This window comes from Formosa haliotis (assembly GCF_001685485.1).
GTDB classification, from domain to species: domain Bacteria; phylum Bacteroidota; class Bacteroidia; order Flavobacteriales; family Flavobacteriaceae; genus Formosa; species Formosa haliotis.
On record NZ_BDEL01000001.1, the window covers coordinates 2,865,114 to 2,889,352 of the forward strand.

Annotated in this window: 18 protein-coding genes and 1 pseudogene; 5 read left to right on the forward strand and 14 right to left on the reverse strand. The window is 35.3% G+C overall.

The window, feature by feature from the left end:
- On the reverse strand, positions 1-3,327 hold the full coding sequence (gene mfd, locus A9D35_RS11900) for a transcription-repair coupling factor (RefSeq protein WP_439951242.1): 3,327 nt from the start codon (positions 3,325-3,327) through the stop codon (positions 1-3).
- 194 nt (positions 3,328-3,521) lie between these two features.
- Between mfd and A9D35_RS11905 the strand changes: the two genes are divergently transcribed.
- Complete coding sequence (locus A9D35_RS11905; protein ID WP_066223315.1) at positions 3,522-3,953, forward strand: tellurite resistance TerB family protein; 432 nt, start codon at positions 3,522-3,524, stop codon at positions 3,951-3,953.
- Positions 3,954-4,021: 68 nt separating this feature from the next.
- Here A9D35_RS11905 and fbp read toward each other — a convergent pair whose 3' ends face one another.
- Positions 4,022-5,029 (reverse strand): class 1 fructose-bisphosphatase, encoded by a 1,008-nt coding sequence (fbp, locus tag A9D35_RS11910; protein ID WP_066223317.1) that lies wholly within the window; start codon positions 5,027-5,029, stop codon positions 4,022-4,024.
- Between the two features lie 113 nt (positions 5,030-5,142).
- Between fbp and A9D35_RS11915 the strand changes: the two genes are divergently transcribed.
- The 4 genes from A9D35_RS11915 to A9D35_RS11930 all read left to right on the forward strand — a co-directional run bounded on the left by A9D35_RS11915 (position 5,143) and on the right by A9D35_RS11930 (position 11,910).
- Positions 5,143-5,622, forward strand: a complete 480-nt coding sequence (locus A9D35_RS11915) for a GNAT family N-acetyltransferase (RefSeq protein ID WP_066223319.1) — start codon at positions 5,143-5,145, stop codon at positions 5,620-5,622.
- 1 nt (position 5,623) lies between these two features.
- Positions 5,624-6,871, forward strand: a complete 1,248-nt coding sequence (locus A9D35_RS11920; protein ID WP_066223320.1) for an aspartate kinase — start codon at positions 5,624-5,626, stop codon at positions 6,869-6,871.
- A 21-nt stretch (positions 6,872-6,892) separates the two neighbouring features.
- Positions 6,893-8,743 carry a GNAT family N-acyltransferase gene (locus tag A9D35_RS11925; protein ID WP_066223322.1) on the forward strand — a complete coding sequence of 617 codons (1,851 nt, stop codon included), beginning with the start codon at positions 6,893-6,895 and terminating at the stop codon, positions 8,741-8,743.
- Between the two features lie 500 nt (positions 8,744-9,243).
- Positions 9,244-11,910: an AsmA family protein gene (locus tag A9D35_RS11930; protein WP_066223324.1), complete on the forward strand. Its 2,667-nt coding sequence runs from the start codon at positions 9,244-9,246 to the stop codon at positions 11,908-11,910.
- A gap of 61 nt (positions 11,911-11,971) precedes the next feature.
- On the opposite strand, the gene A9D35_RS19250 is transcribed toward A9D35_RS11930, so the two are convergent.
- From A9D35_RS19250 to A9D35_RS11990, 12 genes and pseudogenes are all read right to left on the reverse strand, one after another.
- Positions 11,972-12,982, reverse strand: coding sequence for a DUF4870 domain-containing protein (locus tag A9D35_RS19250; RefSeq protein WP_235817895.1), 1,011 nt, complete (start codon positions 12,980-12,982; stop codon positions 11,972-11,974).
- Between the two features lie 57 nt (positions 12,983-13,039).
- On the reverse strand, positions 13,040-13,426 hold the full coding sequence (locus A9D35_RS11940) for a VOC family protein (RefSeq protein ID WP_066226050.1): 387 nt from the start codon (positions 13,424-13,426) through the stop codon (positions 13,040-13,042).
- Between the two features lie 9 nt (positions 13,427-13,435).
- Complete coding sequence (locus A9D35_RS11945; protein WP_066223326.1) at positions 13,436-13,891, reverse strand: DUF1801 domain-containing protein; 456 nt, start codon at positions 13,889-13,891, stop codon at positions 13,436-13,438.
- 27 nt (positions 13,892-13,918) lie between these two features.
- Complete coding sequence (locus tag A9D35_RS11950; protein WP_066223327.1) at positions 13,919-14,875, reverse strand: 2-hydroxyacid dehydrogenase; 957 nt, start codon at positions 14,873-14,875, stop codon at positions 13,919-13,921.
- Positions 14,876-15,004: 129 nt separating this feature from the next.
- On the reverse strand, positions 15,005-16,378 hold the full coding sequence (gene mgtE, locus A9D35_RS11955) for a magnesium transporter (protein WP_083191689.1): 1,374 nt from the start codon (positions 16,376-16,378) through the stop codon (positions 15,005-15,007).
- Complete coding sequence (rsmA, locus tag A9D35_RS11960) at positions 16,378-17,163, reverse strand: 16S rRNA (adenine(1518)-N(6)/adenine(1519)-N(6))-dimethyltransferase RsmA (RefSeq protein ID WP_066223330.1); 786 nt, start codon at positions 17,161-17,163, stop codon at positions 16,378-16,380. The genes mgtE and rsmA overlap by 1 nt, the downstream gene beginning before the upstream one ends.
- Positions 17,164-17,168: 5 nt before the next feature.
- A complete protein-coding gene (locus A9D35_RS11965; protein WP_066223332.1) occupies positions 17,169-17,495 on the reverse strand; it encodes a DUF4286 family protein in 327 nt (108 codons plus the stop codon).
- Positions 17,496-17,662: 167 nt separating this feature from the next.
- A complete protein-coding gene (locus A9D35_RS11970) occupies positions 17,663-18,175 on the reverse strand; it encodes a GNAT family N-acetyltransferase (RefSeq protein ID WP_066223334.1) in 513 nt (170 codons plus the stop codon).
- A 3-nt stretch (positions 18,176-18,178) separates the two neighbouring features.
- Positions 18,179-19,957 carry a tetratricopeptide repeat protein gene (locus A9D35_RS11975; RefSeq protein WP_066223336.1) on the reverse strand — a complete coding sequence of 593 codons (1,779 nt, stop codon included), beginning with the start codon at positions 19,955-19,957 and terminating at the stop codon, positions 18,179-18,181.
- Between the two features lie 460 nt (positions 19,958-20,417).
- Positions 20,418-21,689, reverse strand: coding sequence for a serine--tRNA ligase (gene serS / locus A9D35_RS11980; protein ID WP_066223338.1), 1,272 nt, complete (start codon positions 21,687-21,689; stop codon positions 20,418-20,420).
- Between the two features lie 234 nt (positions 21,690-21,923).
- Positions 21,924-23,236: pseudogene (locus tag A9D35_RS11985) on the reverse strand (HTTM domain-containing protein).
- Positions 23,229-24,167 (reverse strand): bifunctional riboflavin kinase/FAD synthetase, encoded by a 939-nt coding sequence (locus A9D35_RS11990; protein ID WP_066223340.1) that lies wholly within the window; start codon positions 24,165-24,167, stop codon positions 23,229-23,231. Before A9D35_RS11990 ends, A9D35_RS11985 begins: the two are co-directional and overlap by 8 nt.
- Positions 24,168-24,239 lie beyond the last annotated feature (72 nt).

The window sequence follows — 24,239 nt, forward strand, 5'->3', positions numbered from 1 at the left end:
TTAATTTGATATAGGTTGAAGCGCTAATAAGGCTTGTTTTACTGTTTTTATATGATCGAAAGTTAAGAGTAATCGAAGGCCTGCACGTGTTTGTTTTTCTTTCATTTTACATGCTTTAGGATGGGATTGAACAAATTTTAAAACCTTGGTAAAGCTTTCGCTTTGGTAAAACGAACTTTGCTGATCGCTTACAAAATAGCCCACCATTTTACCTTGTTTCATCACGATTTTTTCTAAACCAATATGTATGGCAAGCCACTTAACACGTACACTGTTTAGTAAATCTACAACTTGCGTTGGCAATTCACCAAATCTATCTATTAATTCTTTTTCGAAGGTAATTAACTCAGCTTCCGTTTTTAAATTATTTAGTTGGGTGTATAGGTTTAAACGTTCGGCAATGTTATTTACATAGTCGTCTGGGAATAACAATTCAAAGTCGGTGTCTATAGAAATGTCTTTAACATATTCTTTTGGTTTATCATCATCCGGATATAAATCTTTAAATTCGTTTTCCTTTAATTCTTCAATGGCTTCGCTCAAAATTTTCTGATACGTATCGAAACCAATATCATTTATAAAACCGCTTTGTTCGCCTCCTAATAAATCGCCAGCCCCTCGAATTTCTAAATCTTTCATGGCAATATTAAAGCCGCTTCCTAGTTCTGTAAATTGTTCTAATGCGGTAATTCGTTTTCTAGCATCTTCTGTCATTGCAGAATATTCTGGTGTTATAAAATAACAGAAGGCTTTTTTGTTACTTCGTCCTACACGACCTCGCATTTGGTGCAAATCGCTGAGTCCAAAATTATTCGCATTATTAATAAAAATGGTGTTGGCATTAGGGACATCTAAACCACTTTCTACTATGGTTGTACTTACTAAGACGTCGAATTCACCATTCATAAAAGACAACATTAATGCTTCTAATTTTTTACCTTCCATTTGGCCGTGACCAATGCCAACTTTTGCATCGGGAACTAGGCGCTGAATTAAACCAGCAACTTCTTTAATATTTTCAATACGATTATGAATGAAATAAATTTGTCCGCCACGCTGAATTTCGTAACTCACGGCATCGCGAATGGTTTCTTCTTCAAAACGAATAACGTGACTTTCTATAGGGTATCTATTGGGTGGAGGTGTGGTGATTACCGATAAATCTCGGGCCGCCATTAAACTAAACTGAAGTGTTCTAGGAATTGGTGTGGCGGTTAAGGTTAACACATCCACATTTTCTTTGAGTGTTTTAAGTTTCTCTTTAACGGCTACTCCAAATTTTTGTTCTTCATCGACAATTAATAATCCTAAATCTTTAAACACTACACTTTTATTAACCAGTTGGTGTGTCCCGATAATAATATCGACATGCCCTTTTTCTAAACGTTCTAAAGTATCTCGTTTTTCTTTAGCCGATCTAAATCGGTTTACATAATCTACCGTAACAGGAAAATCTTTTAAACGCTCGCTAAAAGTTTTATGGTGTTGGTAGGCTAAAATGGTTGTGGGTACTAAAACAGCCACTTGTTTACCATTATCTACAGCTTTAAAAGCGGCACGAATGGCGACTTCCGTTTTTCCGAAACCAACATCACCACAAACTAAACGATCCATGGGGCGCTCGCTTTCCATATCCGATTTAATGTCTGCTGTCGAGGTGCTTTGGTCTGGAGTGTCTTCGTAAATAAAAGAAGCCTCTAACTCGTGTTGCAAATAGCTATCTGGATTGTATTGATAACCTTTCTCTAGCTTACGTTTGGCGTAAAGCTGAATTAAATTAAAGGCAATTTCTTTAACCCGAGTTTTTGTTTTTTGTTTTAAAACCTTCCAAGCGTTACTTCCTAGTTTATGGACTTTAGGTGGTTTGCCGTCCTTCCCGTTAAACTTTGTTATTTTATGAAGCGCATGTATGCTTAAATACAAAATATCTCGCTCGCCATAAATTAGTTTTATAGCTTCTTGTTTTTTGCCTTCAACATCAATTTTTTGAAGTCCGCCAAAACGGCCTACACCATGGTCTATATGGGTAACGTAATCGCCAATTTCTAAATTTGTAAGCTCCTTTAAGGTTATGGCTTGCTTTTTTGCATAGCCGTTTTTAAGACTGAACTTATGGTAACGTTCAAAGATTTGATGATCGGTATAACACAACACTTTATTGTCGTGATCTATAAACCCTTGATTTAAAGACAGGACTAAGGTTTGGTACGATACGCCTTGCTCTATATCTTTAAAAATATCGTGAAAACGTTTGGCCTGCTGCTCGCTTACACAAGCAATATAATTGGTAAATCCTTTATTGTGATTGCTGTTTAAATCTTCAATTAAAAGATCGAATTGTTTATTGAATGAGGGTTGCGGTGTGGTGTGGTAAACAATAGTTTCGTCTGTGTCTTTATGGAAATAATATCCGCTACCAAACTCTACAACCGTGAATTTTAAAAGTTGTTTTTTTAGTAATTCCGAATTACAAAACAACTCGTTTGGAGTATGGTGTTTAATTTCAGAATTAAGGGTTTTAAAAGCATCTTCTGCTTTGCCAAATAGCACATCGCTTCCAGAAAAAAGCAACTGACTGTTTTTAGAAAACACCACTGTTTTACTTGCGATATATTCTAGAAAACTTTCTCGACTTTCATCTAAAAATTTATTTTCAACATTAGGAATAATGCTAATTTTCTTGATTTGCTCGGTAGAGAGTTGGGTTTCTACATCGAAGGTTCTTATGCTATCTACATCATCTCCAAAAAATTCTATACGATAAGGTTCGTCGTGCGAAAAAGAAAAGACATCTACAATTCCCCCACGAACAGAAAATTCGCCAGGTTCTGTAACAAAATCTACACGTTTAAACTTGTATTCGAACAACATTTCGTTTACAAATTCTATCGATAAATTGTCGTTTATGGCAATTTTTAAGGTGTTGCGTTCTAGCTCTTTCTTGGTAACAACTTTTTCAAATAGGGCATCGGTATAGGTAACAATTATGGCTGGTTTTTTACGCGAATTTATACGGTTTAAAACCTCGGCACGTAAGAGTACGTTGGCGTTATCGGTTTCCTCTATTTGGTATGGTCTACGGTAACTTCCAGGGTAGAAAAGAACATCTTTTGTGTTTAATAGTTGTTCTAAATCGTTTAAATGGTAGGCCGCTTCTTCCTTATCGTTAAAAATAAGAAGAAAAGGTTTTTCGGCATACTTAAAAACTTCGGCAACAACTAGAGAAAATGACGACCCTACAAGCCCTTTAACAACGGTTTTGTTTTCGTTTATGGCAATAGCATTTTGCAAATTTTGCGTTTGCAAAGTTTGTGCAAATGTTTGCAAGAGATTGTTTTTACTCAAGACAATTTATTTTGTGCAAATATAATGTATGTGAAAAGAAAAAATGTTAACGATTTATGAATTTAAAGTGCTTAAATATTTTGAATTTTATTAAATTTAGCCTCAAAAATTGATGATATTTAAACATGTTAGGCATGTGTCGTTAATTTTATTAGATATTTTAAAAAGTAAAACATATGTCTTATTCAAAATTATTTGATAGCGGATTTACAGAGCGTAATAAAGATCATTTTGCGGCTATTGTTCGTGTAGCTATGGATGATGGTATAATTTCTAATGATGAAAAAGCATTCTTAGATCGATTGGCTAGAAATTTACACATACATGATAACGATTACGAGCAAATTTTAAAGGATTATAAATCGCACCCTATAAATCCACCAGTAGATTATACTAGACGATTAGAGCGTTTATACGATTTGGCGCGTATGGTCGCTGTAGATCATATTAAAGGAGATCACGAGGAAATACTAATTCGTAAAATTGGTATAGGTCTAGGGTTTTCTCCAGAAAATGTAAAGTATATTGTAGATAAAGCTTTAACACTGGTAACAGATGGTGTTGATTTAGACACCTTTATTGAAGAAATAAAATTAATGAACAGATAATAAAGTCTGTTTTTACGATATAAAAAAAGCGATCATATTGAATGATCGCTTTTTTTTATGGGCTTTAATTACTTTGCGTTACGCATAAATTCTTCAGCTTTTTCAACCATGTGTTTACTTCCACAAATAAAAGGAACACGTTCGTGTAATTCTGTAGGTTTTATATCCATTATACGATTAAAACCATCGCTAGCTTTTCCGTTAGCTTGTTCGGCCAAGAATGCCATTGGGTTACATTCGTAAAGTAAACGTAATTTTCCTTTTTCGTTTTTAGAACTTTTAGGGTATAAATAAATTCCTCCTTTAATCATGTTTCTATGGAAATCTGATACTAACGATCCAATGTATCTAGAAGTATAAGGTCTGTCGCCTTCATCTTTTTGGCAATACTTAATGTAGTCTTTTATACCTTGAGGGAAATGAATATAGTTTCCTTCGTTACACGAGTAAATATTTCCATCTACAGGAAAAGACATGTCTGGATGCGACAAGTAAAATGTTCCAATAGCAGGGTTTAACGTAAAACCGTTAACACCGGCACCAGTAGTATACACTAACATAGTAGAAGTACCGTAAACAATATATCCGGCAGCAACTTGTTGGTTACCTTCTTGCAAGAAATCGTCTATAGTAACAGGAGTTCCAATAGGAGTAACACGTCTGTAAACAGAAAAAATAGTTCCTACAGATACGTTTACATCGATATTAGAAGAGCCATCTAAAGGGTCTATTAATACCACATATTTATTCTGGTTATTAGAATCTAAACTGTTAATTGAAATAAAATCGTCTTCCTCTTCACTAGCAATTCCACAAACAATATTTCTATTGGTTAAGGTTTGAATAAAGGTGTCGTTAGCATACACATCTAGTTTTTGCTGATCTTCACCTTGTATATTTACATCGCCGGCTAATCCTATAATATCTACTAATCCCGCTTTATTTACTTCGTAGTTTACAACCTTTGCGGCTAAACGGATGGAGTTAAGTAATCGTGTTAATTCACCTGTGGTGTATTTAAAAGCGTGTTGGTGTTCGATAATAAATTCACCTAATGTTTTGTTCTTTTTTGACATTGTATGAGTAGCGTTTGTTTGTGCAAATATCGTGTTTTTTGTTAAATTACAACGTTTGAGTTAAAATTATAATCCACACATTTTACATATATTTGAAGTCTTAAAAAAATATTATGAATTTTAAAATTAGACCGGCAAAAATTGAAGATATGTCGGCAGTATTGCAATTAATTAATGAATTAGCAATTTTTGAAAAAGAGCCAAATGCGGTAGAAGTCACTTTAAGCGATTTAGAACGTGATGGATTTGGAGAACAACCTTTATTTAAGTGTTTTGTAGCCGAAGTTGAGGGCGAAGTAAAAGGTATTGCATTGGTGTATAATAGGTATTCTACATGGAAAGGACCTATAATTCATTTAGAAGATTTAATTGTAAACAAAGATTTTAGAGGAACAGGAATGGGTACAGCTTTGCTTAACGAAGTTGTGAAATATGGCCATAGTCGTGGAGCCAAACGTATTAATTGGGAAGTTATAGATTGGAACCAGCCAGCCATTGCTTTTTACGAAAGTAAAGGGGCTACCGTATTACGCGACTGGGATGTGGTGCAATTAAATGAAGCGGCTATAAAATCTTATATCGATAAGCTGTAACATGAAAGTATTTAAATTTGGAGGCGCTTCTGTAAAAGATGCTGCTAGTGTTAAAAATCTTGCACAGATTTTAAAACACTATGCAGACAAAAACACAGTGGTTATCGTGTCTGCAATGGGAAAAATGACGAATGCTTTTGAAGGCCTTATAGATAATTATCTTAATAACAGTTCAGATTTAGAAGCCTCTATAATGGCTATCCAGCAGTATCACCATACGATAGCTTCAGACCTTTTTTCAGATTTAAATCATCCAATTTTTAAAGCCATACAAACACATTTTGACGCTTTAACTTCTATTTTAAACACTAACGATTCTACCGATTTCGATTTTGTTTACGATCAAATTATTGGTTTCGGCGAATTGCTGTCTACTACCATTGTAAGTGCCTATTTAAACGATTTTGGTGTAGAAAACAAATGGTTAGATGTCCGCGATTTTATAAAAACCGATTCCAATTATAGGCGAGCCACAGTAGATTGGGAAGTCACCACTCGTTTAATAGAACCCTTGCAGAGCGTCTCCTCGATGGTAGTTACCCAGGGATTTTTAGGAAGTCATACAAAACATACCACCACTTTAGGGCGAGAAGGTAGCGATTACAGTGCTGCGATTTTTGCATATGGTTTACACGCAGAAAGTGTAACGATCTGGAAAGATGTGCCCGGGGTTTTAAATGCCGACCCTAGACATTTTCTAGAAGCTCAACTTTTAGAACAATTGTCTTATCGCGAAGCTATAGAGCTAGCTTTTTACGGTGCCAGTGTTATTCATCCTAAAACGCTGCAACCTTTGCAACAAAAAGGAATTCCGTTATTTGTAAAATCATTTTTAAATCCGGAAGCAAAAGGCACTAAAGTACAAGCAGAAAATGGCAATACACCTCAGATTCCGTGTTATATAGTTAAGAAAAATCAACTATTAATTGGTTTAACTTCTTTAGATTTTTCATACATTGTAGAAGAGAATATCAGCGATATTTTTAATATTTTACATCTTTTTAAAATGAAAGTTGATCTTATTCAGAATTCAGCCATTAGTTTTTCTGTATGTGTAGAAGATGGTTTTCATAACATAGAACAGGTTGTAAAACATTTTCAAATTAAATATAAAGTAACACTAGTTAAAAACGTTTCACTTTATACCGTTAGGCATTATAATGCCGAAGCCATTGCTTTAATTGAAAAAAATAAAGATATTTTACTAAAACAACGCACTCAAGATACGGTTCAAATAGTAACTATTTAAACAATTCACTACATTTGCTGCATGGCTAAAAAGATAGAAAAAGGATTAGTAACTCCAAAGGAGATAGCAAAAGCTATTAAGGCCGATAAATTCGGGTTTTTTGGGACTTTTGCCGGATGGGGATTGATGAAACTCCTTAGAATTTCTAGATTAAATAAAATTTATTTACGGAATAAACATTTATCTAATGTTGAGTTTCTGGACAGTATATTAGACGAATTTAAAGTTAAGTTCGAAATCCCTGAAGAAGATTTAAAGCGCTTGCCAAAAGACGGAGCGTTTATAACAGTTTCTAATCATCCGTTAGGAGGGATTGATGGTATTTTATTATTAAAATTAATGCTAGAACAGCGCCCCGATTATAAAATTATGGCGAATTTCTTGTTACACCGTATCGAGCCCTTGAAGCCATTTGTTATGCCTGTTAACCCGTTTGAAGACAGGAAAGACATACAGTCTAGTGTTGCTGGTTTTAAAAATGCTTTGTCGCATTTACGCGACGGTCATCCGTTGGGTGTATTTCCTGCAGGTGAAGTCTCTACCTACCGCGAAGGGAAATTGGTAGTAGATCGCCCTTGGGAAGCCGCGGCTTTAAAATTGGTAAAACGTGCCGAAGTACCTGTAGTGCCAATTTATTTTCACGCTAAAAATAGTAAGTTGTTTTACGAACTTTCTAAAATGAGCGATACCTTAAGAACGGCAAAATTACCTTCGGAATTACTTAACCAAAAACGTCGTATAATTAAAGTGCGTATTGGAAAAGCAATTACGGTTTCAGACCAAAAGGAGCATGCCACTTTACCTGAATTTTCGGAATTTTTAAGACGAAAAACCTATATGTTAGCCAATGCTTTCGAGGAAAAGTCTAAAATTCTAGACAGTTTAACGTCTACTTTAAATTTAAAGTCTACAAAGCCTCCAGCACGTATTGTAACTCCGGTAGATTCTATTTTAATGAATGAAGAGGTCGATCATTTACGAACTTCAGATTGTCGTTTGCTACAAAGTAAGAATTACGAGGTGTTTTTGGCATCAGCAAAAGAAATACCTAATATCCTTCGTGAAATTGGTCGTTTGCGTGAAATAACATTTCGTGAAGTTGGCGAAGGGACTAACGAATCTATAGATTTAGATAAGTTTGATAGTTACTATCACCATATGTTTCTTTGGGATGACGAGCAGAAAGTAATTGCGGGGGCCTATAGAATGGGACTTGGTTCCGAAATTTATAAAAAGTTTGGAATAGACGGATTTTATCTTCAAGATTTATTCCGATTCGAGCCTGAATTACATAAAATGATGAGCGAATCTATAGAAATGGGTCGCGCATTTATAATTAAAGAATTTCAATTAAAACCGATGCCGTTGTTTTTACTTTGGCGAGGAATTGTGCACACCACATTAAGATACCCAGAGCATAAATATTTAATAGGCGGGGTAAGTATTAGTAATCAGTTTTCTAATTTTTCGAAATCCTTGATGATCGAATTTATGAAATCGCACTATTACGATCCATATGTGGCGCAATATGTGCATCCTAAAAAAGAGTTTAAGGTTAAACTAAAAGATGCAGATAAGGATTTTGTTTTCGATTCTACGGAAGCCGATTTAAATAAATTCGATAAAATTATTGATGAGGTAGAACCAGGAAATTTAAGATTACCAGTACTCCTTAAAAAGTATATTAAACAGAATGCAAGGTTAGTGGCCTTTAATGTGGACCCCTTATTTAATAATGCCGTAGATGGTTTGATGTATATAAAAATAGCCGACTTACCAGAAAGTACGGTACGCCCTGTTATGGAAGAGTTTCAAGAAGAATTGGAACGCAGATTCTCGGGGAATGGAGGCGAACCACCACAGCATACCTAAAATTTTAATACAAGATAATCTAAGAATGATGTTTGCTTAAAATCTTGATTTTTTTTAAAAGCATTTAAATAAACATCATTTTTGGGTTTTATAGCTTGCTTTAGCGAGAGCAAACCTTCTGTGATTTTGATTTCTGAAATGAAACCCCATATCGTTCTGCTATATTTAAATTAAGCTTTAACCATATTTTGGTAACCCCATTTTTTTGTTTGTAGGGAGCTTCAAGATTACGACTTAAAAATCATAACCGATCAAAAACATGCATAACCTATTTAAACGGTATGCTCGTGGTTCTCTAAATGCGTTAATATTCCTCGCGATATCGTTCCTAAGTCTTATTAACTTTAAGTTTCTTTGACTAGTTATTTAAAAAGGAATCTGCTCCAGGTCTAATTGCTAGCAAACACTAAACTTATATTAAACTCTACTCACGTCTGCTAATTTAATATCATTTTTGCAAGCTTATAAGATCCTTGTAGCGGTTTATTAATAAAATAAATATGAAAAAGACACTCAAAATTATAGGTATTGTAATCGGATTGCTTTTGGTTTTTCTTATTGCTGCTCCTTTTCTATTTGAAGACAAAATATTAAACATTGTAAAGCAGACTATTAACAAAAATATCGATGCAGAATTCGATTTTGCCGATGCCGATATTAGTTTTATTCGTAGTTTTCCAGAACTTAGCGTAGCCGTTAACGATATGCATATTGTTAATACAGGCGCATTTTCTGGGCAAACGTTAGTATCAGCCAAAGCCGCCAATATTACAGTACCTCTAAATCAGCTTTTTAAGGATGAAGGTGAGCCATATACAGTAAATGCATTTAGTATTGATGGTGCCGTTTTAAATATACTTGTAGATAAAAATGGCAATGTGAATTACGACATCGCTAAAAAAGGTGAGGTCGAAGCTCCAAAGCAAAACAATACCGAAACATCAGAGATAGCGCTTTCAATTCAACATTACGAAATCACAAATACACAAATTAAATACCTTGACGAACAAGGCGGTATTCATGTGGAACTAAACGATTTTAACCATTCGGGAACTGGTGATTTGTCGGCAATCGTTTCAGAATTAGACACCAAAACAAGTGGGAAATTATCGTTAGATATGGGAGGTACGAATTATTTAAAAAATACTCCTATTAAATTAGACGCTAAACTAGGTGTAGATTTAGAGCAAAATACATATACATTTCTAGAAAATACAGCTTTAATTAATCAGTTAGAATTGGTTTTTGATGGGGTTGTAAAAGTTAATGAGGGCAGTCAGGATATCAATCTTACATTTAAAACGCCCTCGACAGATTTTAAAAACTTTTTAGCCCTAATTCCGGAAGCATACTCTAAAGAAATTGATCAGGTGCAAACCACAGGGGATTTTGCGGTTGATGGTCAGATAAACGGAACGCTAGATGAAACACATATACCTAAGTTCAATATTGGCATAACCTCAAACAATGCATCTTTTAAATATCCAGATTTGCCAGAATCGGTATCTCAAATAACAATCGATACAAAAATTGCTAACAATACTGGGGTGAAAGAAGATACTTATGTTAATATTAATGCCCTTAGTTTTAAAATAGCACAAGATGTGTTTAATGCCAATGCGAGTATCAAGGAGTTAATGGGTAATCCATTGGTGAATGCCAATTTAAAAGGACGCATAAATTTAAGTAAACTATCGCAAGCTTACCCATTTTCGGTAGAGCAGCAATTACAAGGGATTTTAGATGCCGATATTCATACGGCTTTCGATATGAAATCTGTAGAAGAGGGCAGGTATCAAGATACAAGAAACAAGGGATCTTTAAAATTAAGCAATTTCGAAATTAATTCTGAAGAACAGATTCATCCTATTCAAATTTCTAAAGCAGATTTAAGTTTTAATAGCGAAGATGTTGGTTTGAATGCTTTTGAAGCCAAAACGGGTAGTACCGATTTGTCGGCTACCGGAACAATTAAAAATGTATTGGGTTATATGTTTAACAACGAGGTTTTAAAAGGTGATTTTAAGCTGAATTCCAAAACTTTTGCAGTTAATGATTTTATGACGAAAGCTATTTCAGACGATAATTCCGAAGCAAAAACAGATACCCCAAGAGACCTTGAGACAGAAAAATCTAAGCAAGCTACAGGTGCAGAACATATTAAAATTCCCGCTTTTTTAGATGCAACTATTGTAGCCAATGCACAACAGGTTATTTACGACGATTTAATCTTAGAGCAAGCATCCGGAATCTTAGTTATTAAGGATGAAACGGTAAAGATTTCAAATTTTAAATCGAATATTTTTGATGGCCAGATTGGTTTAGATGGGATGGTCGCTACAAAGTCGGAGACTCCAACATTTAATTTTAAATTGAATATGAATCAACTTGATATGGCTAAGTCTTTTAAAGGATTAGACATGTTAAAAGCAATAGCCCCAATAGCGCAAGCGTTTCAGGGTGTTTTAAATTCTAAATTCGAATTTAATGGCGATTTAAATTCAGATTTTACTCCAAATTTAAATACCATTTCGGGTACTGCTTTGGCCGAAGTTTTGGTCAATGATGTTACTCCAGAAGAAAACCAGGTGCTTTCTAGCTTAGTAGATCGCTTAACGTTTTTAAATTTTAAAGAAGGCGAAACCAAAACCATAAAAACTACCTTAAGTTTTAGCGATGGTCAGGTTCATGTACCACCGTTTAACCTTAAATTCGACGATATTGCCGTTCAGGTTTCTGGGCGTCACGGATTTGACCAGTCTATAGATTATCGAGCAACTTTTGATGTGCCTGCAAAATATTTAGGAAAAGAGGCCCAAAAGCTGTTGACTAAGTTAGACGATACCGAAGCTCAAAATATAACCGTACCGGTAACCGCCGATATTGGTGGGCGAGTGAATAGCCCGTCGATTTCTACAGATTTAAATGCTACTGTCTCTGCATTATCTAATAAAATAGTAGACATGCAAAAAGATAAATTACTTAACGAAGGTGCAAATAAAGTTACCGAGGCTTTAAATAGTTTCTTAAAAGGTAGTGATGAAAAAGATGGTGATAAAACCACGGATTCCAATAAATCTAAAGATTCCGTGAGCCAAGATCGTATAAAAAAGGCAGCCGATAATTTATTAAATGGCCTGTTTAAATCGCGTAAAGAATCAGAGTAAGAAAAGGAGTTAAATATTTAAAAAGCCTTCAAAAAATTAATTCTGAAGGCCTTTTTTGCTATTAGATTGAAGAAAACCATTCTTGAAATTTATCTCCTACTGCGAATACGGGTTTCATGTTTCCGCCAAGGGCATTAACTAAACTTATAATCCACAATACAAAAGCGAAAATTCCAATTAACCATCCTATAAGTGGGATAAAGCTTAATAGTCCCATAATTCCTATTCCTAATGTTTGTCTTATATAAAAAGAAGAATAGGGTGTTTTATTTTGATTGCTTAATATTAATGCAATTACAAATCCAATAATGGTTAAATGCGCAATAATGGCTACGTTTTTACCATCGGTTAAAATATGTTTGGCATCTTCTGCAAATTCGTTTGCTGCTTTTTTACTTTCTTGGGCAAAGTCTGAAGCTTTTCCTTTGGCGTCTTCAAAAGACTTTTTTGCGTCTTCAGAAAACTCATCGGCTTTCTTTTTGGATTCTTCTGAAAAATGATTTGCTTTTTCTTTTGTCTCGTTAGAATACTCATCGAATTTCTTTTTAGTTTTTTCAGAGAATTCAGAAGCCTCCTTTTTTAAATCTTCAACATCTTTTTTAATTTCATTTTCAACCTCTTCGACTTTCTTTTTAGTGTCGGCAGCAAATTCGTTTGCTGCTTTTTTGCTATCATCGGAAAGTTTGTCAAACTCTTTTTTTACTTTATCTGCTGTTTCCGAAGCCTCTTTTTTAAGTTCTGAGGCCTCATTTTTTAGGTCGTTTTCTAATTTTTTACCTTCGGCTTTCGACTTTGCAATAAAGTCTTCGGCCTTAGCTTTTGCGTTGTTAATTGATTTTTTACTATCGTTAGAGAGCTCATCAAAGGCCTTTGTAGCTTCATCATTTAACTCTGAAGCTTCATTTTTAAGGTCGTTTACACCCTCCTTTATATCGTTTTTAAATTCTGAAGCTTTTACTTCAGCATCGTCAATAATTTCTCGCGTGTCTTCGGTGAATGCATTTGCCTCTTTGTTAATTTCATTTTTAGCATCATCTAACTTATCATCTAGATTTTTATTTTTATCGGCCATAAGACGGTTGGTTTTAAAGGGTTAGTGAAATAAAGGTAATAAAAAAATTAAATTGAATTACAAAAAAGCAGCATCTATAGGTTCCCAAAGTTCAATCTTATTGCCTTCGGGGTCTAGAATCCAGCCGAATTTACCATATTCGTATTCTTCTAATTCGCCAACAACAGTCACGCCTTCCTCTTTTAAAACGGCTAGTAATTCAACTAAATTTTCTACCCTAAAATTCATCATAAAAGGTTTATCGCTAGGGTCGAAATAGTTGGTAGATTCTTTAAAAGGCGACCATTGGGTAGAGCAATTATTACCGGTTTTGTCTTTCCACCAAAAGGTGCAGCCGTAATCGTCTACGGGCAGTCCTAAATGTTTGCCGTACCACGCTTTGGTAGCTTCTGGGTTTTTGGTTTTAAAAAAAATGCCGCCTAGTCCTGTTACACGTTTTTTCATGGTATACATTTATTTTTTAATCGTTTTCTCGTAGGTGTCTATCCACTGATTAACTTTTATTTTTGAAACAAGCTGGCCAATAAGCTCAAAGGGGATGTCCTCCGGTTTTTTAAATCGGATACAGCTTTTTCCCATATCGAGTTTGTATTTAGAGTGTTTAGGGTATTCTGTTTTAAACCATTGAAGTAGTGCTTCGTCTGCGTAAATACCCATGTGGTATAAAGCAATAAAGTTTTTTTGTGATGCTATGTTTATAAATGGTAAGGGTAATTTTGGGTCGCAATGATACCCGTTAGGATATAGCTTATGCGGTACGACATAGCCAATCATACCATAGTTCATGGTTTCTTGAAACCCCTCGGGAATATGTTGTAAAATAACTTGCCTTAATGCCTTAACGGGTTCTTTGCGGTTTTCAGGAAGTTGGCTAATGTACTCTTCTGGAGTGTCGGCATCGTAAGTCATATAGCTAAAGGTTAGTTTAGCCTAAAGTTACGCAAATTTTTCTTTTATTTTGGCGACAATGGTTTGGGCCAATTTCTCTTTGCTTTCTATAGTCCAACCCGCTACATGTGGGGTTAATAATACCTGTTCTGACTGAATTAAATATTGAAAGGCTTCGGGCATTTCGACTGCACTCGAGGTGGTATTTTTTCTGAATAAGTTCTCGAACGACGATTTTTCATATTCCAAAACATCTAAACCGGCACCTAAAATTTGTCCCGATTTTAGAGCCGAGACTAAATCTGCTGTAACTACACTTTTGCCTCTTGCGGTGTTTAAAAACCAAAAGGGTTTTTTAAACTTATTAATAAAGTCGCTGTTAATCATGTTTAGGGTAAGTGGGGTTTGTGGTGTATGTAAACTTACCACATCGACGCTGTTTTGAAAGTCTTCTAAAGATACTTGTTTGGCATTTTCGTTGCCTACACCGTCTTTAATATCGTAACATAATACGTCTACATCGAAACCGCGAAGCTTTTTAGCAAAGGCATTCCCCATGTTTCCGTAACCAATTATCCCAACAGTTTTTCCGTCTAGTTCCAGTCCGCGATTGTCTTCGCGCAACCATTTTCCTTCGCGTACTTCGCGATCGGCTTTATTGAGTTTATTGAATAAAGAGAGTAGCATGCCTAAGGTATGTTCGCCAACGGCATTGCGGTTGCCTTCTGGAGCAGAGATGAGGTAGATGCCTTTAGATTCTGCATACTCGCAATCTATATTTTCTAGACCAGCGCCTACACGCCCAATAAATTTTAAATTGGTAGCAGCATCTAGAAATTGTTTGTCTATTGTGAATCTACTTCGGATGATGATGCCTTGATATTGATGTATTTTAGCTTCAATTTCTGATTTTGAGGATGTAAAATCGTCGTGATTGGTGAATCCTAAATCTGATAATTGATTTTTTAAAAGAGGGTGATTGCTGTCTAGGTGTAGGATGTTCATAAGTTTGAATAATGATTGTCAAAGTTACGAACTTTTGCGTTAAGGATTGAGCGATTTGTTTGAGCTCTTGTTGGGCATAATGCCCAACAAAGCGAGTCGCGAAAGCCTGCCCGATAGGGAACGCCCAAATTAAAACCCTAGGATAAATTTTGCGATAAGGAAGTAAATTAATATTCCGAAAACATCGTTGCTTGTGGTGATGAAGGGTCCGGTTGCAACAGCAGGGTCTATACCACGTTTATCTAGGAAAATAGGGATAAAAGTACCAATTAAGGCCGCCATTACGATTACCGAAATTAGAGCAATACATATGGTTGCAGATACTAAATATGAGGTTTGAAATATAAAATGACTAATAATTAATACGATGGCTGCTATGGCAACACCGTTAACTAAAGCGAGGATAAACTCTTTAAGAAGCCGTTTAAAAATTTCGCCTTTTACGGTGTCGTTGGCTAGACCTTGAACCACAATGGCAGAGGATTGTACCCCCACGTTACCAGCGGTTGCTTGCACCAAAGGAATAAAGATTAGGAGTTTAGGAAATTCGGTCATGGCATAACTAAAACCGTTTATAATACTTGCAGCACCCAGACCGCCAAACATACCAATAAGTAGCCAAGGCAAACGGGCTTTTGTAAGTTTCCAGATGCTATCGTCGGCTTCTACATCGCGTGTAATACCGGCCGCTAACTGGTAATCTTTTTCGGCTTCTTCGCGAATAACATCTACGATATCGTCGATGGTTATACGGCCTAAAAGGGTTTTATTTTTGTCGACTACAGGTATGGCCTCTAGGTCGTATTTTTGCATAATTTTTGCGACCTCTTCAATATCTTCATCGACATAAACATAGTCTACTTTAGGAATGTAAATATCTGAAATATGGTCGCGTGTAGGCGCAATTAATAAGTCTTTAAGCGATAACCTACCAATTAGTTTGTTGTCGTTATCTACCACGTAAATGGAATGTACGCGGGTAACGTCTTCGGCTTGGGCACGCATTTCTTTCACACAACGGGTAATGCGCCAATTTTCGTTAACCTTAACCAATTCTTTCGCCATAAGTCCACCTGCAACTCTGTCGTCGTAACGCAATAAGTCTTTAATGTCTTGGGCGTGTTCTTGATCTTCGATTTGAGAAATTACATGCTGTTGACGATCTTGAGGGAGTTCGGAAATAATGTCGGCAGCATCATCAGTGTCAAGCTCTTCAATTTCTTCGGCAATTTCTTTTGCAGATAGGGTGGCAAGGATTTTTTCACGCGTATCCTCGTCAAGTTCCATTAAAACATCGGAGGTTTTTTCGCTGTCGAGAAGTTTTATAACATAGGTGGCGTGGTCTATGTCTGTTTCTTCTAAAATTTCGGCAATATCAGCGTGGTGGAAATCATTTAAAAGGGCTAAGATATTGGTGTCATCTTTAGCTTCAATTAATTGTTCCACGTTTTCTATAAGCTCGTCGCTTATTTTAAACTGAATATTGTCGTCGTTTTCTTCCACTAAGGTTGTGTTTTAAGGTCGTTTTCTATACGTTGTGTTAGCTCTATAAATTGAGCAACCGAAAGTTGTTCTGGACGTTGGCCAAAGATACTATCTTCTCTTAAATTATCGGACAAATTGAATGTTTTTAAACTGTTACGAAGTGTTTTTCGTCGTTGTTGAAAGGCTGCTTTTACCACTTTAAATAACATGTCTTCGTTACAAGGCAGGGTGTAATTTGTTTTGCGGGTTAAACGCAGTACCCCAGAATCTACTTTAGGTGGCGGATTAAACACTTGCGGTGGAACGGTAAATAAATACTCGGCATCGTAGAAGGCTTGAGTTAACACCGATAAGATACCATAGGTTTTACTGCCTTCTTTTTCGCAAATACGCTGAGCGACTTCTTTTTGAAACATGCCCGAAAATTCCGGAATTTGATCGCGAAGTTCTAAGGTTTTAAAAACAATTTGTGTTGAAATATTATATGGGTAATTGCCAATTACAGCAAAGGACTCGCCTTTAAAAATCTCATTTATATCGTATTTTAAGAAATCTTTTTCAATAACTCTATCGGCTAAATTTAGGTAGTTTGCTTTTAGGTAATCTACAGATTCACTATCAATTTCTATAACATAGGTTTTTGTTGGCTTGTCAAGCAAATATTTAGTTAGAACACCCATACCTGGACCAATTTCTAAGACATTTTTATAGCCTTGAAACGATAATGAATTTGCAATTTGTTCTGCAATATTTTCATCGTTTAGAAAGTGCTGACCTAAATGTTTTTTTGCTTTTACCGTCATAATAATTAGTCTTTTTTAACTGTATAAATATCGACAACTTCGAGTTCTGTTCTAAAAGCTAATACATTTTCGCCAAATTTTCTTAAAGCTTCATTTCGTAATACATCAGCAAATCGAGTATAATAGCGATCTAAGTCTTCACGTGTTTTTGCACGATATTGTACAGAGTATGTTTGGCCTCCCATTTCTTCTTCAACAAGGACCCGCGTTAATTTGGCTTCGTAAAAGGTACCAACAGATAACACCTGCGGGATATGTACGTGTTTCATCCAGGTTAACCAATCCTCGAGGACGGCATCGCTTACATTTGAGGTTACATTATAAATATACATTGCATTTATATTTTATTGCAAATAACAACATTGCTTGGGCATTGGCAAAACGAATTGTTGTTTTTTGGTAAGTTAGTTCTAATTTCTAAGAATTTTACGCTAAGTGCGAATTAGTAAATTACTAAAAGGTTAAAATTTTATCGAATTTTAAAATGGTGAGGAAGGCTTTAAAAGCGTTTAGAGAACAATAATAATTCTTTTTTGTCGGGAAAAGGCGTTACCTTTTTTTGATAGCTTAAACCTAATTTTTCGAGTAATTTAATAGAATTGGAATTCTCTGGAGAAACGATAGCTATCACCTCTTTTAAATGGAATGTGTTTTCGGCTAGCTTTAAAATTTCTGTCGCCGATTCAAACCCGAAACCTTTACCTTCAAACTCTGGAAGCAGCGCAAAGCCAATATCTACACCATCGAGTTCTTCTCGTTTTATTAACCCGCAAACACCTATCGGGATTAGATTTTCAGATTTTAAAAGTAATTTATAAAATCCAAATCCGTTTTCGCGATAGCTTTTTAGATGTGTATTTTTTATTGCACGTTCTGCATGATGTAATGTTTTAACATTGCGGTCGCCTATATATGCCAACCAATGTGGGGTGTTCATTAATTCCAGAATAAATTGGGCATCGGCAATAGTTATAGCTTCAATAACTAAACGCTCTGTAGTGGCTATGGACATAAGTTATTGATTTAAATTATCGCCACGTAAGGTTCTATACTGTTTTCTGGCTTCAACAAAATAGATGCTATCGGCAAAATTAAAGATGATATATTCGTACAGCGGTTGCGCTTTTTCGGGCTGATTTAGCACATGATTATACAATTCTGCTAAGGCGAAATACGCATCGTCTGCCAGCAAGCCTTTTTTGTGATTTGAAATTAGTAACTGATAATTGTTTTCGGCTTTACTGTATTCTTTTTGGTTTTCAAATAATTGGGCTTGTTTGTAAAGCGCTTGTTCTGCGATGGGTTCTGTGCTGTGCAGATCTAGTATGGTTTGTAAACTAGAAATAGCCTCTATAGGTTTATTTTGGTAAGCCAATAAATCGGCTTTAGCATAAAGTTTTAAGGCTGTTTGTGTAGAGTCCTCATATTTATTATCAGAAATCAGAAGTTTTAAATCTAAAGCATCGTTGGCAATAAGTTGCGATGTAGATTGTTTTAAAATATTTAATTGCGATTCTGCCCACTTAAAATCGCCTTTATAATAACTTGTTCTTGCTACTCTAAACCGTGCTTCTTGCGAAATGGTACTATTTTTTAAATTGCGTTGTATTTGAGTGTAGTATATAAGGGCTTCGTTAAATTTTTCTTGAAGCACTAAAATATCTGCGAGTTCTAATTTTATTTCGGCAACTTGAGTATCGTTTAAATTTTGTTCTAACGACTGTTTTAAAAAATCCTCGGCTGTTTTAGGTTGATGCAGATTAAAGGCTAAAAAATGACCATAGGCTATTTGAAGCTTTAAGGTTTGCGAGTGTGCGCCGTAAATTTCGAATAGTTTTAAATATTCCGACTGAATGTTTTTATATTCTTTTTCTGAAGCTAATTTAGTTTTGAATTGAAGCAGATTATAATGCGCATCTAACACCGTTTTGGTGTCTTGCGAGGTGTCTATAATATAGTTATAAATGCTGGTCGCCGTTTCATAATCTTTCTCATGGGTGGCAATAGAAGCCAATTCTTCCATACGGGTTAAACTTTCTGGTCTTCTGTTGTAAATCGCTTTTTCTTGCTGAAATGCTTTAGGGAATTCTTTTTGCTGAATAAATAACCAGCTTAATAATTCGTTCCAAATTAAATCTGGATTTTGTTGGATTTTTCTCAGTAGTGTTTTTCTTAGTAAAATATTGTTGTCGTTACTCGGGTTTTCGTTTAAGAAATCGCCAAAGGCCCGTTTTAAATCGTTGCTATAAATTGGATTTTTTTCTAAGAAATCGACATAGCTAACAAACATTTTTTCAATATCGCCTTGCTCGCCATAAATTTGAGCTAATTGCATGCTAAAGTCTAATTTTTCGTTTAAACTCGTCGCTTTTTCATACGCTCGAATGGCGTAATCTAACAAGGAATGGTTTTGAAAATGTCGCGCTACAGAATATACATAATTCGGGTTTGTGTTTATGCTTTCTATGGCTTTTTCGTAATAAGAGTTCGCTTGGGCTATATTGTTTTGTAACTGAAAATTATATCCCAATTCTACATAAAAGGCAGGAAACTGCATTTTGGTTAAAGCGGTTTCTAAAACCAATTGTGCCTCGTCGTATTTCTGTAATTGCTGCTGTGTTTCAACTAAAGCGTAGGTGTAATTAACGTTTGTTGGTGTTTTTTCGTGTAACTTTTGGTAAGAGATTAAAGCTTTTTCAAAATCGCCATTTTTAAAATATTCTTTGGCAAGAAGATCCTCTTGCGAGAATCCGCAAAGCGTAAAAAGGAAGCAACAAAAAAATATAAATCTCATAGTATTTAGCTTCTTGTAAAGATAGGAAAGGCGTAGTAACCTACGAAAAATACAGACATAAAAAATGCCTGATAAATCAGGCATTCATACCAACCAAAATAAAAGTGCTATTAATCTACTGTCAATCTAAGTATGATTCAATTACTTTGTTGGGTTTCTTGTAAATATATTTTAATTGCGACTCACGGTTAAAATCTCGCGATTTTCCGAAGTCCATATTTCAATCTCTGTTGTTAAAACTTTACTTGCAATAATTATAAGCACTACAAGCAAAATCAGGCGTGTTAGATTTTTCAAAGTCGTAGGTTCTTAAATTTGGTAATACGAAATTCAAAAGAAATATTTAGACTACAAAATTTTAAGCCAAATAATCGACAAACGACCGTTTTATTTAGCATTTAAACGACTATAATATGGTTTTGCCGTACTATTTTGTAGGGCAAATAGTATTTTGGTAGGATTAGTCTATAATTGAAAAACCTGTGTAAGGCACTAAAACTTCAGGAATAACAATACCTTTGTCTGTCTGGTAATTTTCTAAAATTCCAGCCAAAACTCTAGGTAAGGCTAATGCGCTTCCGTTTAAGGTATGTGCCAATTCGTTTTTACCCTCTTTGTTTTTAAAACGTAATTTTAAGCGGTTCGCTTGGAAAGTTTCAAAATTAGATACCGATGAAATTTCTAACCAACGATCTTGAGCTGTAGAAAATACTTCAAAATCGAACGTTAATGCCGATGTAAATCCTAAATCGCCACCACATAATCTTAAAATCCTGTATGGCAGTTTTAAATCTTCAAGAATAGTTTTTACATGAGCCACCATACTGTCTAAAGCTTTATAAGAATTATCTGGATGTTCTACACGTAAAATCTCAACCTTATCAAATTGGTGTAATCTATTTAAACCTCTTACGTGCGCTCCATAACTTCCAGCTTCACGTCTAAAACAAGGGGTGTAACCTGTAATTCCAATAGGTAATTCGCTTTCATTTAAAACCACATCTCTAAAAATGTTGGTTCCTGGTACTTCTGCGGTCGGGATTAAATATAAATTATCTGCCGTTACGTGGTACATTTGCCCTTCTTTATCTGGCAACTGTCCGGTACCAAAACCAGAAGCTTCGTTTACCAAGTGTGGTAACTGATATTCTGTATATCCAGCAGCTGTATTTTTATCTAAAAAGTAAGCAATTAAGGCACGTTGTAAGCGAGCTCCTTTTCCTTTGTAAACCGGAAATCCAGCGCCTGCAATTTTGTTACCCAATTCAAAATCTATAATGTCGTATTTTTTGGCTAATTCCCAGTGAGGCATAGCGCCGTCATAAAGGGTAGGGATGTCTCCAGCTCTAAAAACCTCTTCATTATCATCTTCGGTGTTTCCTGCAGGAACGGTATCGTTTGGTACATTCGGAATTTTGAAAAGTAACTGACTTAAAGCTTCTGTTTTTTCATTTAAAGTATCAGATAATTCTTTAGATAATTCCTTTAAATTCCCGCTTTTTTCCTTTAATATGTTAGCCTTTTGTGTTTCTCCGCTTTTAAATAAGCTACCAATTTCTTTCGATAAGGCATTTGCCTCGGCCAAGGTATTATCCAATTGAGCCTGTGTGCTTCTACGCGCTTCATCAAGGTCAAGAACTTCAGAAATCATGTCGGTTGCATCAATATTTCGCTTTGCTAAATTTGCAATTACACGATCTTTATGGTCTCTTATAAAAGGTATTTGTAACATGTTTAGTTATAATTTGGGCGTTTCTTGTTTGCAACAAGACCAGGCTTTCCGCTGTATCTTTTTTACTGTGTTTTAAGTTGAACTTAGTTATAAATCGCAAGTTGCGAACTTTATAGTAATCTGGCTTAAAATCGAAAAGTAAAAAAGGATGCCGCTGCAATCCTTAACGCAGGGTGAAACTTACTTACCGGCAAAAGTAATAAGATTTTAGGTTGAAAGAAATAAAATGTAAACCTATTTTGATGGTAATATCCAATCGCTATGTTTCCAAGGAGACCACTTTACTTGTGCTAGATCTACTTCGGGGTTTATAAGTGTTTTTGCGGGCTTACCATTTACACGAACACGGGCTTTAACATACACCGATATGGAATCGCCTTTGGCAGCATATTCAGATTTTAAACGCTGTGCAAATTGCCACATCACATCGGGTTTGCTTGATGCCAAGCGTATTTGTTTGGGTGTTAAATAATCTTTTAAGTTTACTTTTTTGAGGTGTTTTGGGTGTGATTTTTAATGGTATAGGTGGTGTATCCGCTTTTCGAGCGTAGCATCATTCGCCACGATAATCTATGGCCTTCTTCTGTCCAAAGCACATTGTCTTTAAAAAAATGATGCCGGATGGGTAATAATAATTGTACTATAAAATAAACACACATAACACTTAACATGGCTGTTTTGTATGTCGGTACAATAACTTCGGCCGCATCATAAAACGGTTTTTTTGTTTTTAAAAAGATATTATGAATGGTCTTTGGTTCGAAAAAGAACAAGGTAAGCGCTAAAGATAAATACGGGAAAATACCGATATGGAATATAAAGGAGTTAAATAAATGGAAAAAAATAGATGCCATAAACGCCCATTTGCGGGTGCGTTTTATTAGTAACAACGGGACAATAAAACCATCGAATATTATACCGCCATAGGCTAAAAAGTAATGCACTGCTTTTTGTTGTAGCAGTTCGCCCACAATATAGTAATTCGCCTTACTTTTCATTAAAAGGGTGATTACGGTAGTATCGAGCCAATCTGGGTAAAGTTTAGCAATAGCCCCATAGGTGTATACAATAAACATTTGCACGATAAATACCAAACTACACCAACGCGGCATAGAAATCGCTTTTAGTTTTGGGTTTAATTTAGCATCTACAGAACAATAAGTGTTTGCAGGTTGTATGGCCATTAATGCACTTAAAAGGACCAATAAATAATAATGGTTATTATAGGATGCTTTTTGCATAAAATAGGAGCCCGCCCAAAGCAAGGTAAAAGCAATGGTGCTCCAACGGTATTTGTAACCTACCATAATAAACAGGCCTAAAAGTCCCATTACACCGTAATAGAAATACATACCATTTCCAGGAAGCGGTTGTAACCATTCTAAACCAATAAACGAAAAGGTAAAATCGGGATCGATTAATGTACGCTTAATCCAGCCGGTAAAAATAGCACCAACGGTTTCTAAAAAACATAAAAGTCCGAAAAGAATCCGGAAGACTATTAAAGCCGAATTGTCTATGTGTTTAAAGAGCAGTTTATTAATCATGCAAGGTGTTAATAAAGCGTAGCGATTCGTGTTCGTCTTGTTGTAATTGTGTTTTTAGGTCTTCAACAGAATTGAATTTTTTTTCATCACGAAGGCGGTGTAACATTTCAATCTTTAATGATTTTCCATAAAGATCGTCATCAAAATTAAAGAAATGAATTTCAATATGCTGTTGTGTGCTGTCGGTAATAGTAGGGTTGGTGCCTATATTCATCATCCCAAAAACCGTTTTGTTGTTCATTTCAGATTTTACCACATAAACACCATGTTTTGGTATAATCTTATAAGCTTCTTCTATTTTTAAATTAGCGGTAGGGTATTGTAATTGTTTTCCAATTTTTTTACCCGAGACAACAGTGCCATTTAAACAAAACGGATACCCGAGATAGGTGTTTGCTTTGGTAATGTCTCCTGCATCTAGCGCTTTTCGTATTTTGGTAGAACTTACGGCAACTTCGTTAACATCCTCGGCAGAAATTTCTTCTACTTCAAATCCGTAAAGCTCACCAAACTTGCGTAAATCATCAATATTAGCCGATCGGTTTCTTCCAAAATGATGATCGTATCCTATAATAACGCGCTTAGCGTTTAGCTGATCTACTAATATGGTTTTTACAAAATCTTCGGCAGTCAATCTAGAAAAGTCTTTGGTAAATTTTTGTACACATAAATAATCGACTCCCGATTGCTCTAAAATTGTAGAGCGTTCTTCTATGGTGTTAATCATTTTTATATTCGCATCGTTTTGAAGTACCATTCTAGGGTGCGGGAAAAAGGTTAAAACAACCGATTTTAAATGGGTTTCTTTTGCTGTATTTACAAGGCGTTTTAAGATTTTTTGATGTCCTAAATGAACGCCATCAAAGGTGCCAATAGTTACAACTGTTAAAATATTGGAGTCTAGATTATTAAAATTTCTGACTTTTTCCATTTAATTAAGAGTAATCGTTAAGTAATTATTTAAAAACATTATTTTCGCTTACATTAAAGCAAACATTTAATG

What these genes read in the sequence shown, in the direction of transcription:
- A9D35_RS11905 (WP_066223315.1), top strand. Translation starts at nt 3,522, where the DNA reads ATGTCTTATTCAAAATTATTTGATAGCGGATTTACAGAGCGTAATAAA.
- fbp (WP_066223317.1), bottom strand. Translation starts at nt 5,029, where the DNA reads ATGTCAAAAAAGAACAAAACATTAGGTGAATTTATTATCGAACACCAA.
- A9D35_RS11915 (WP_066223319.1), top strand. Translation starts at nt 5,143, where the DNA reads ATGAATTTTAAAATTAGACCGGCAAAAATTGAAGATATGTCGGCAGTA.
- A9D35_RS11920 (WP_066223320.1), top strand. Translation starts at nt 5,624, where the DNA reads ATGAAAGTATTTAAATTTGGAGGCGCTTCTGTAAAAGATGCTGCTAGT.
- A9D35_RS11925 (WP_066223322.1), top strand. Translation starts at nt 6,893, where the DNA reads ATGGCTAAAAAGATAGAAAAAGGATTAGTAACTCCAAAGGAGATAGCA.
- A9D35_RS11930 (WP_066223324.1), top strand. Translation starts at nt 9,244, where the DNA reads ATGAAAAAGACACTCAAAATTATAGGTATTGTAATCGGATTGCTTTTG.
- A9D35_RS19250 (WP_235817895.1), bottom strand. Translation starts at nt 12,982, where the DNA reads ATGGCCGATAAAAATAAAAATCTAGATGATAAGTTAGATGATGCTAAA.
- A9D35_RS11940 (WP_066226050.1), bottom strand. Translation starts at nt 13,426, where the DNA reads ATGAAAAAACGTGTAACAGGACTAGGCGGCATTTTTTTTAAAACCAAA.
- A9D35_RS11945 (WP_066223326.1), bottom strand. Translation starts at nt 13,891, where the DNA reads ATGACTTACGATGCCGACACTCCAGAAGAGTACATTAGCCAACTTCCT.
- A9D35_RS11950 (WP_066223327.1), bottom strand. Translation starts at nt 14,875, where the DNA reads ATGAACATCCTACACCTAGACAGCAATCACCCTCTTTTAAAAAATCAA.
- rsmA (WP_066223330.1), bottom strand. Translation starts at nt 17,163, where the DNA reads ATGACGGTAAAAGCAAAAAAACATTTAGGTCAGCACTTTCTAAACGAT.
- A9D35_RS11965 (WP_066223332.1), bottom strand. Translation starts at nt 17,495, where the DNA reads ATGTATATTTATAATGTAACCTCAAATGTAAGCGATGCCGTCCTCGAG.
- A9D35_RS11970 (WP_066223334.1), bottom strand. Translation starts at nt 18,175, where the DNA reads ATGTCCATAGCCACTACAGAGCGTTTAGTTATTGAAGCTATAACTATT.
- A9D35_RS11975 (WP_066223336.1), bottom strand. Translation starts at nt 19,957, where the DNA reads ATGAGATTTATATTTTTTTGTTGCTTCCTTTTTACGCTTTGCGGATTC.
- serS (WP_066223338.1), bottom strand. Translation starts at nt 21,689, where the DNA reads ATGTTACAAATACCTTTTATAAGAGACCATAAAGATCGTGTAATTGCA.
- A9D35_RS11990 (WP_066223340.1), bottom strand. Translation starts at nt 24,167, where the DNA reads ATGGAAAAAGTCAGAAATTTTAATAATCTAGACTCCAATATTTTAACA.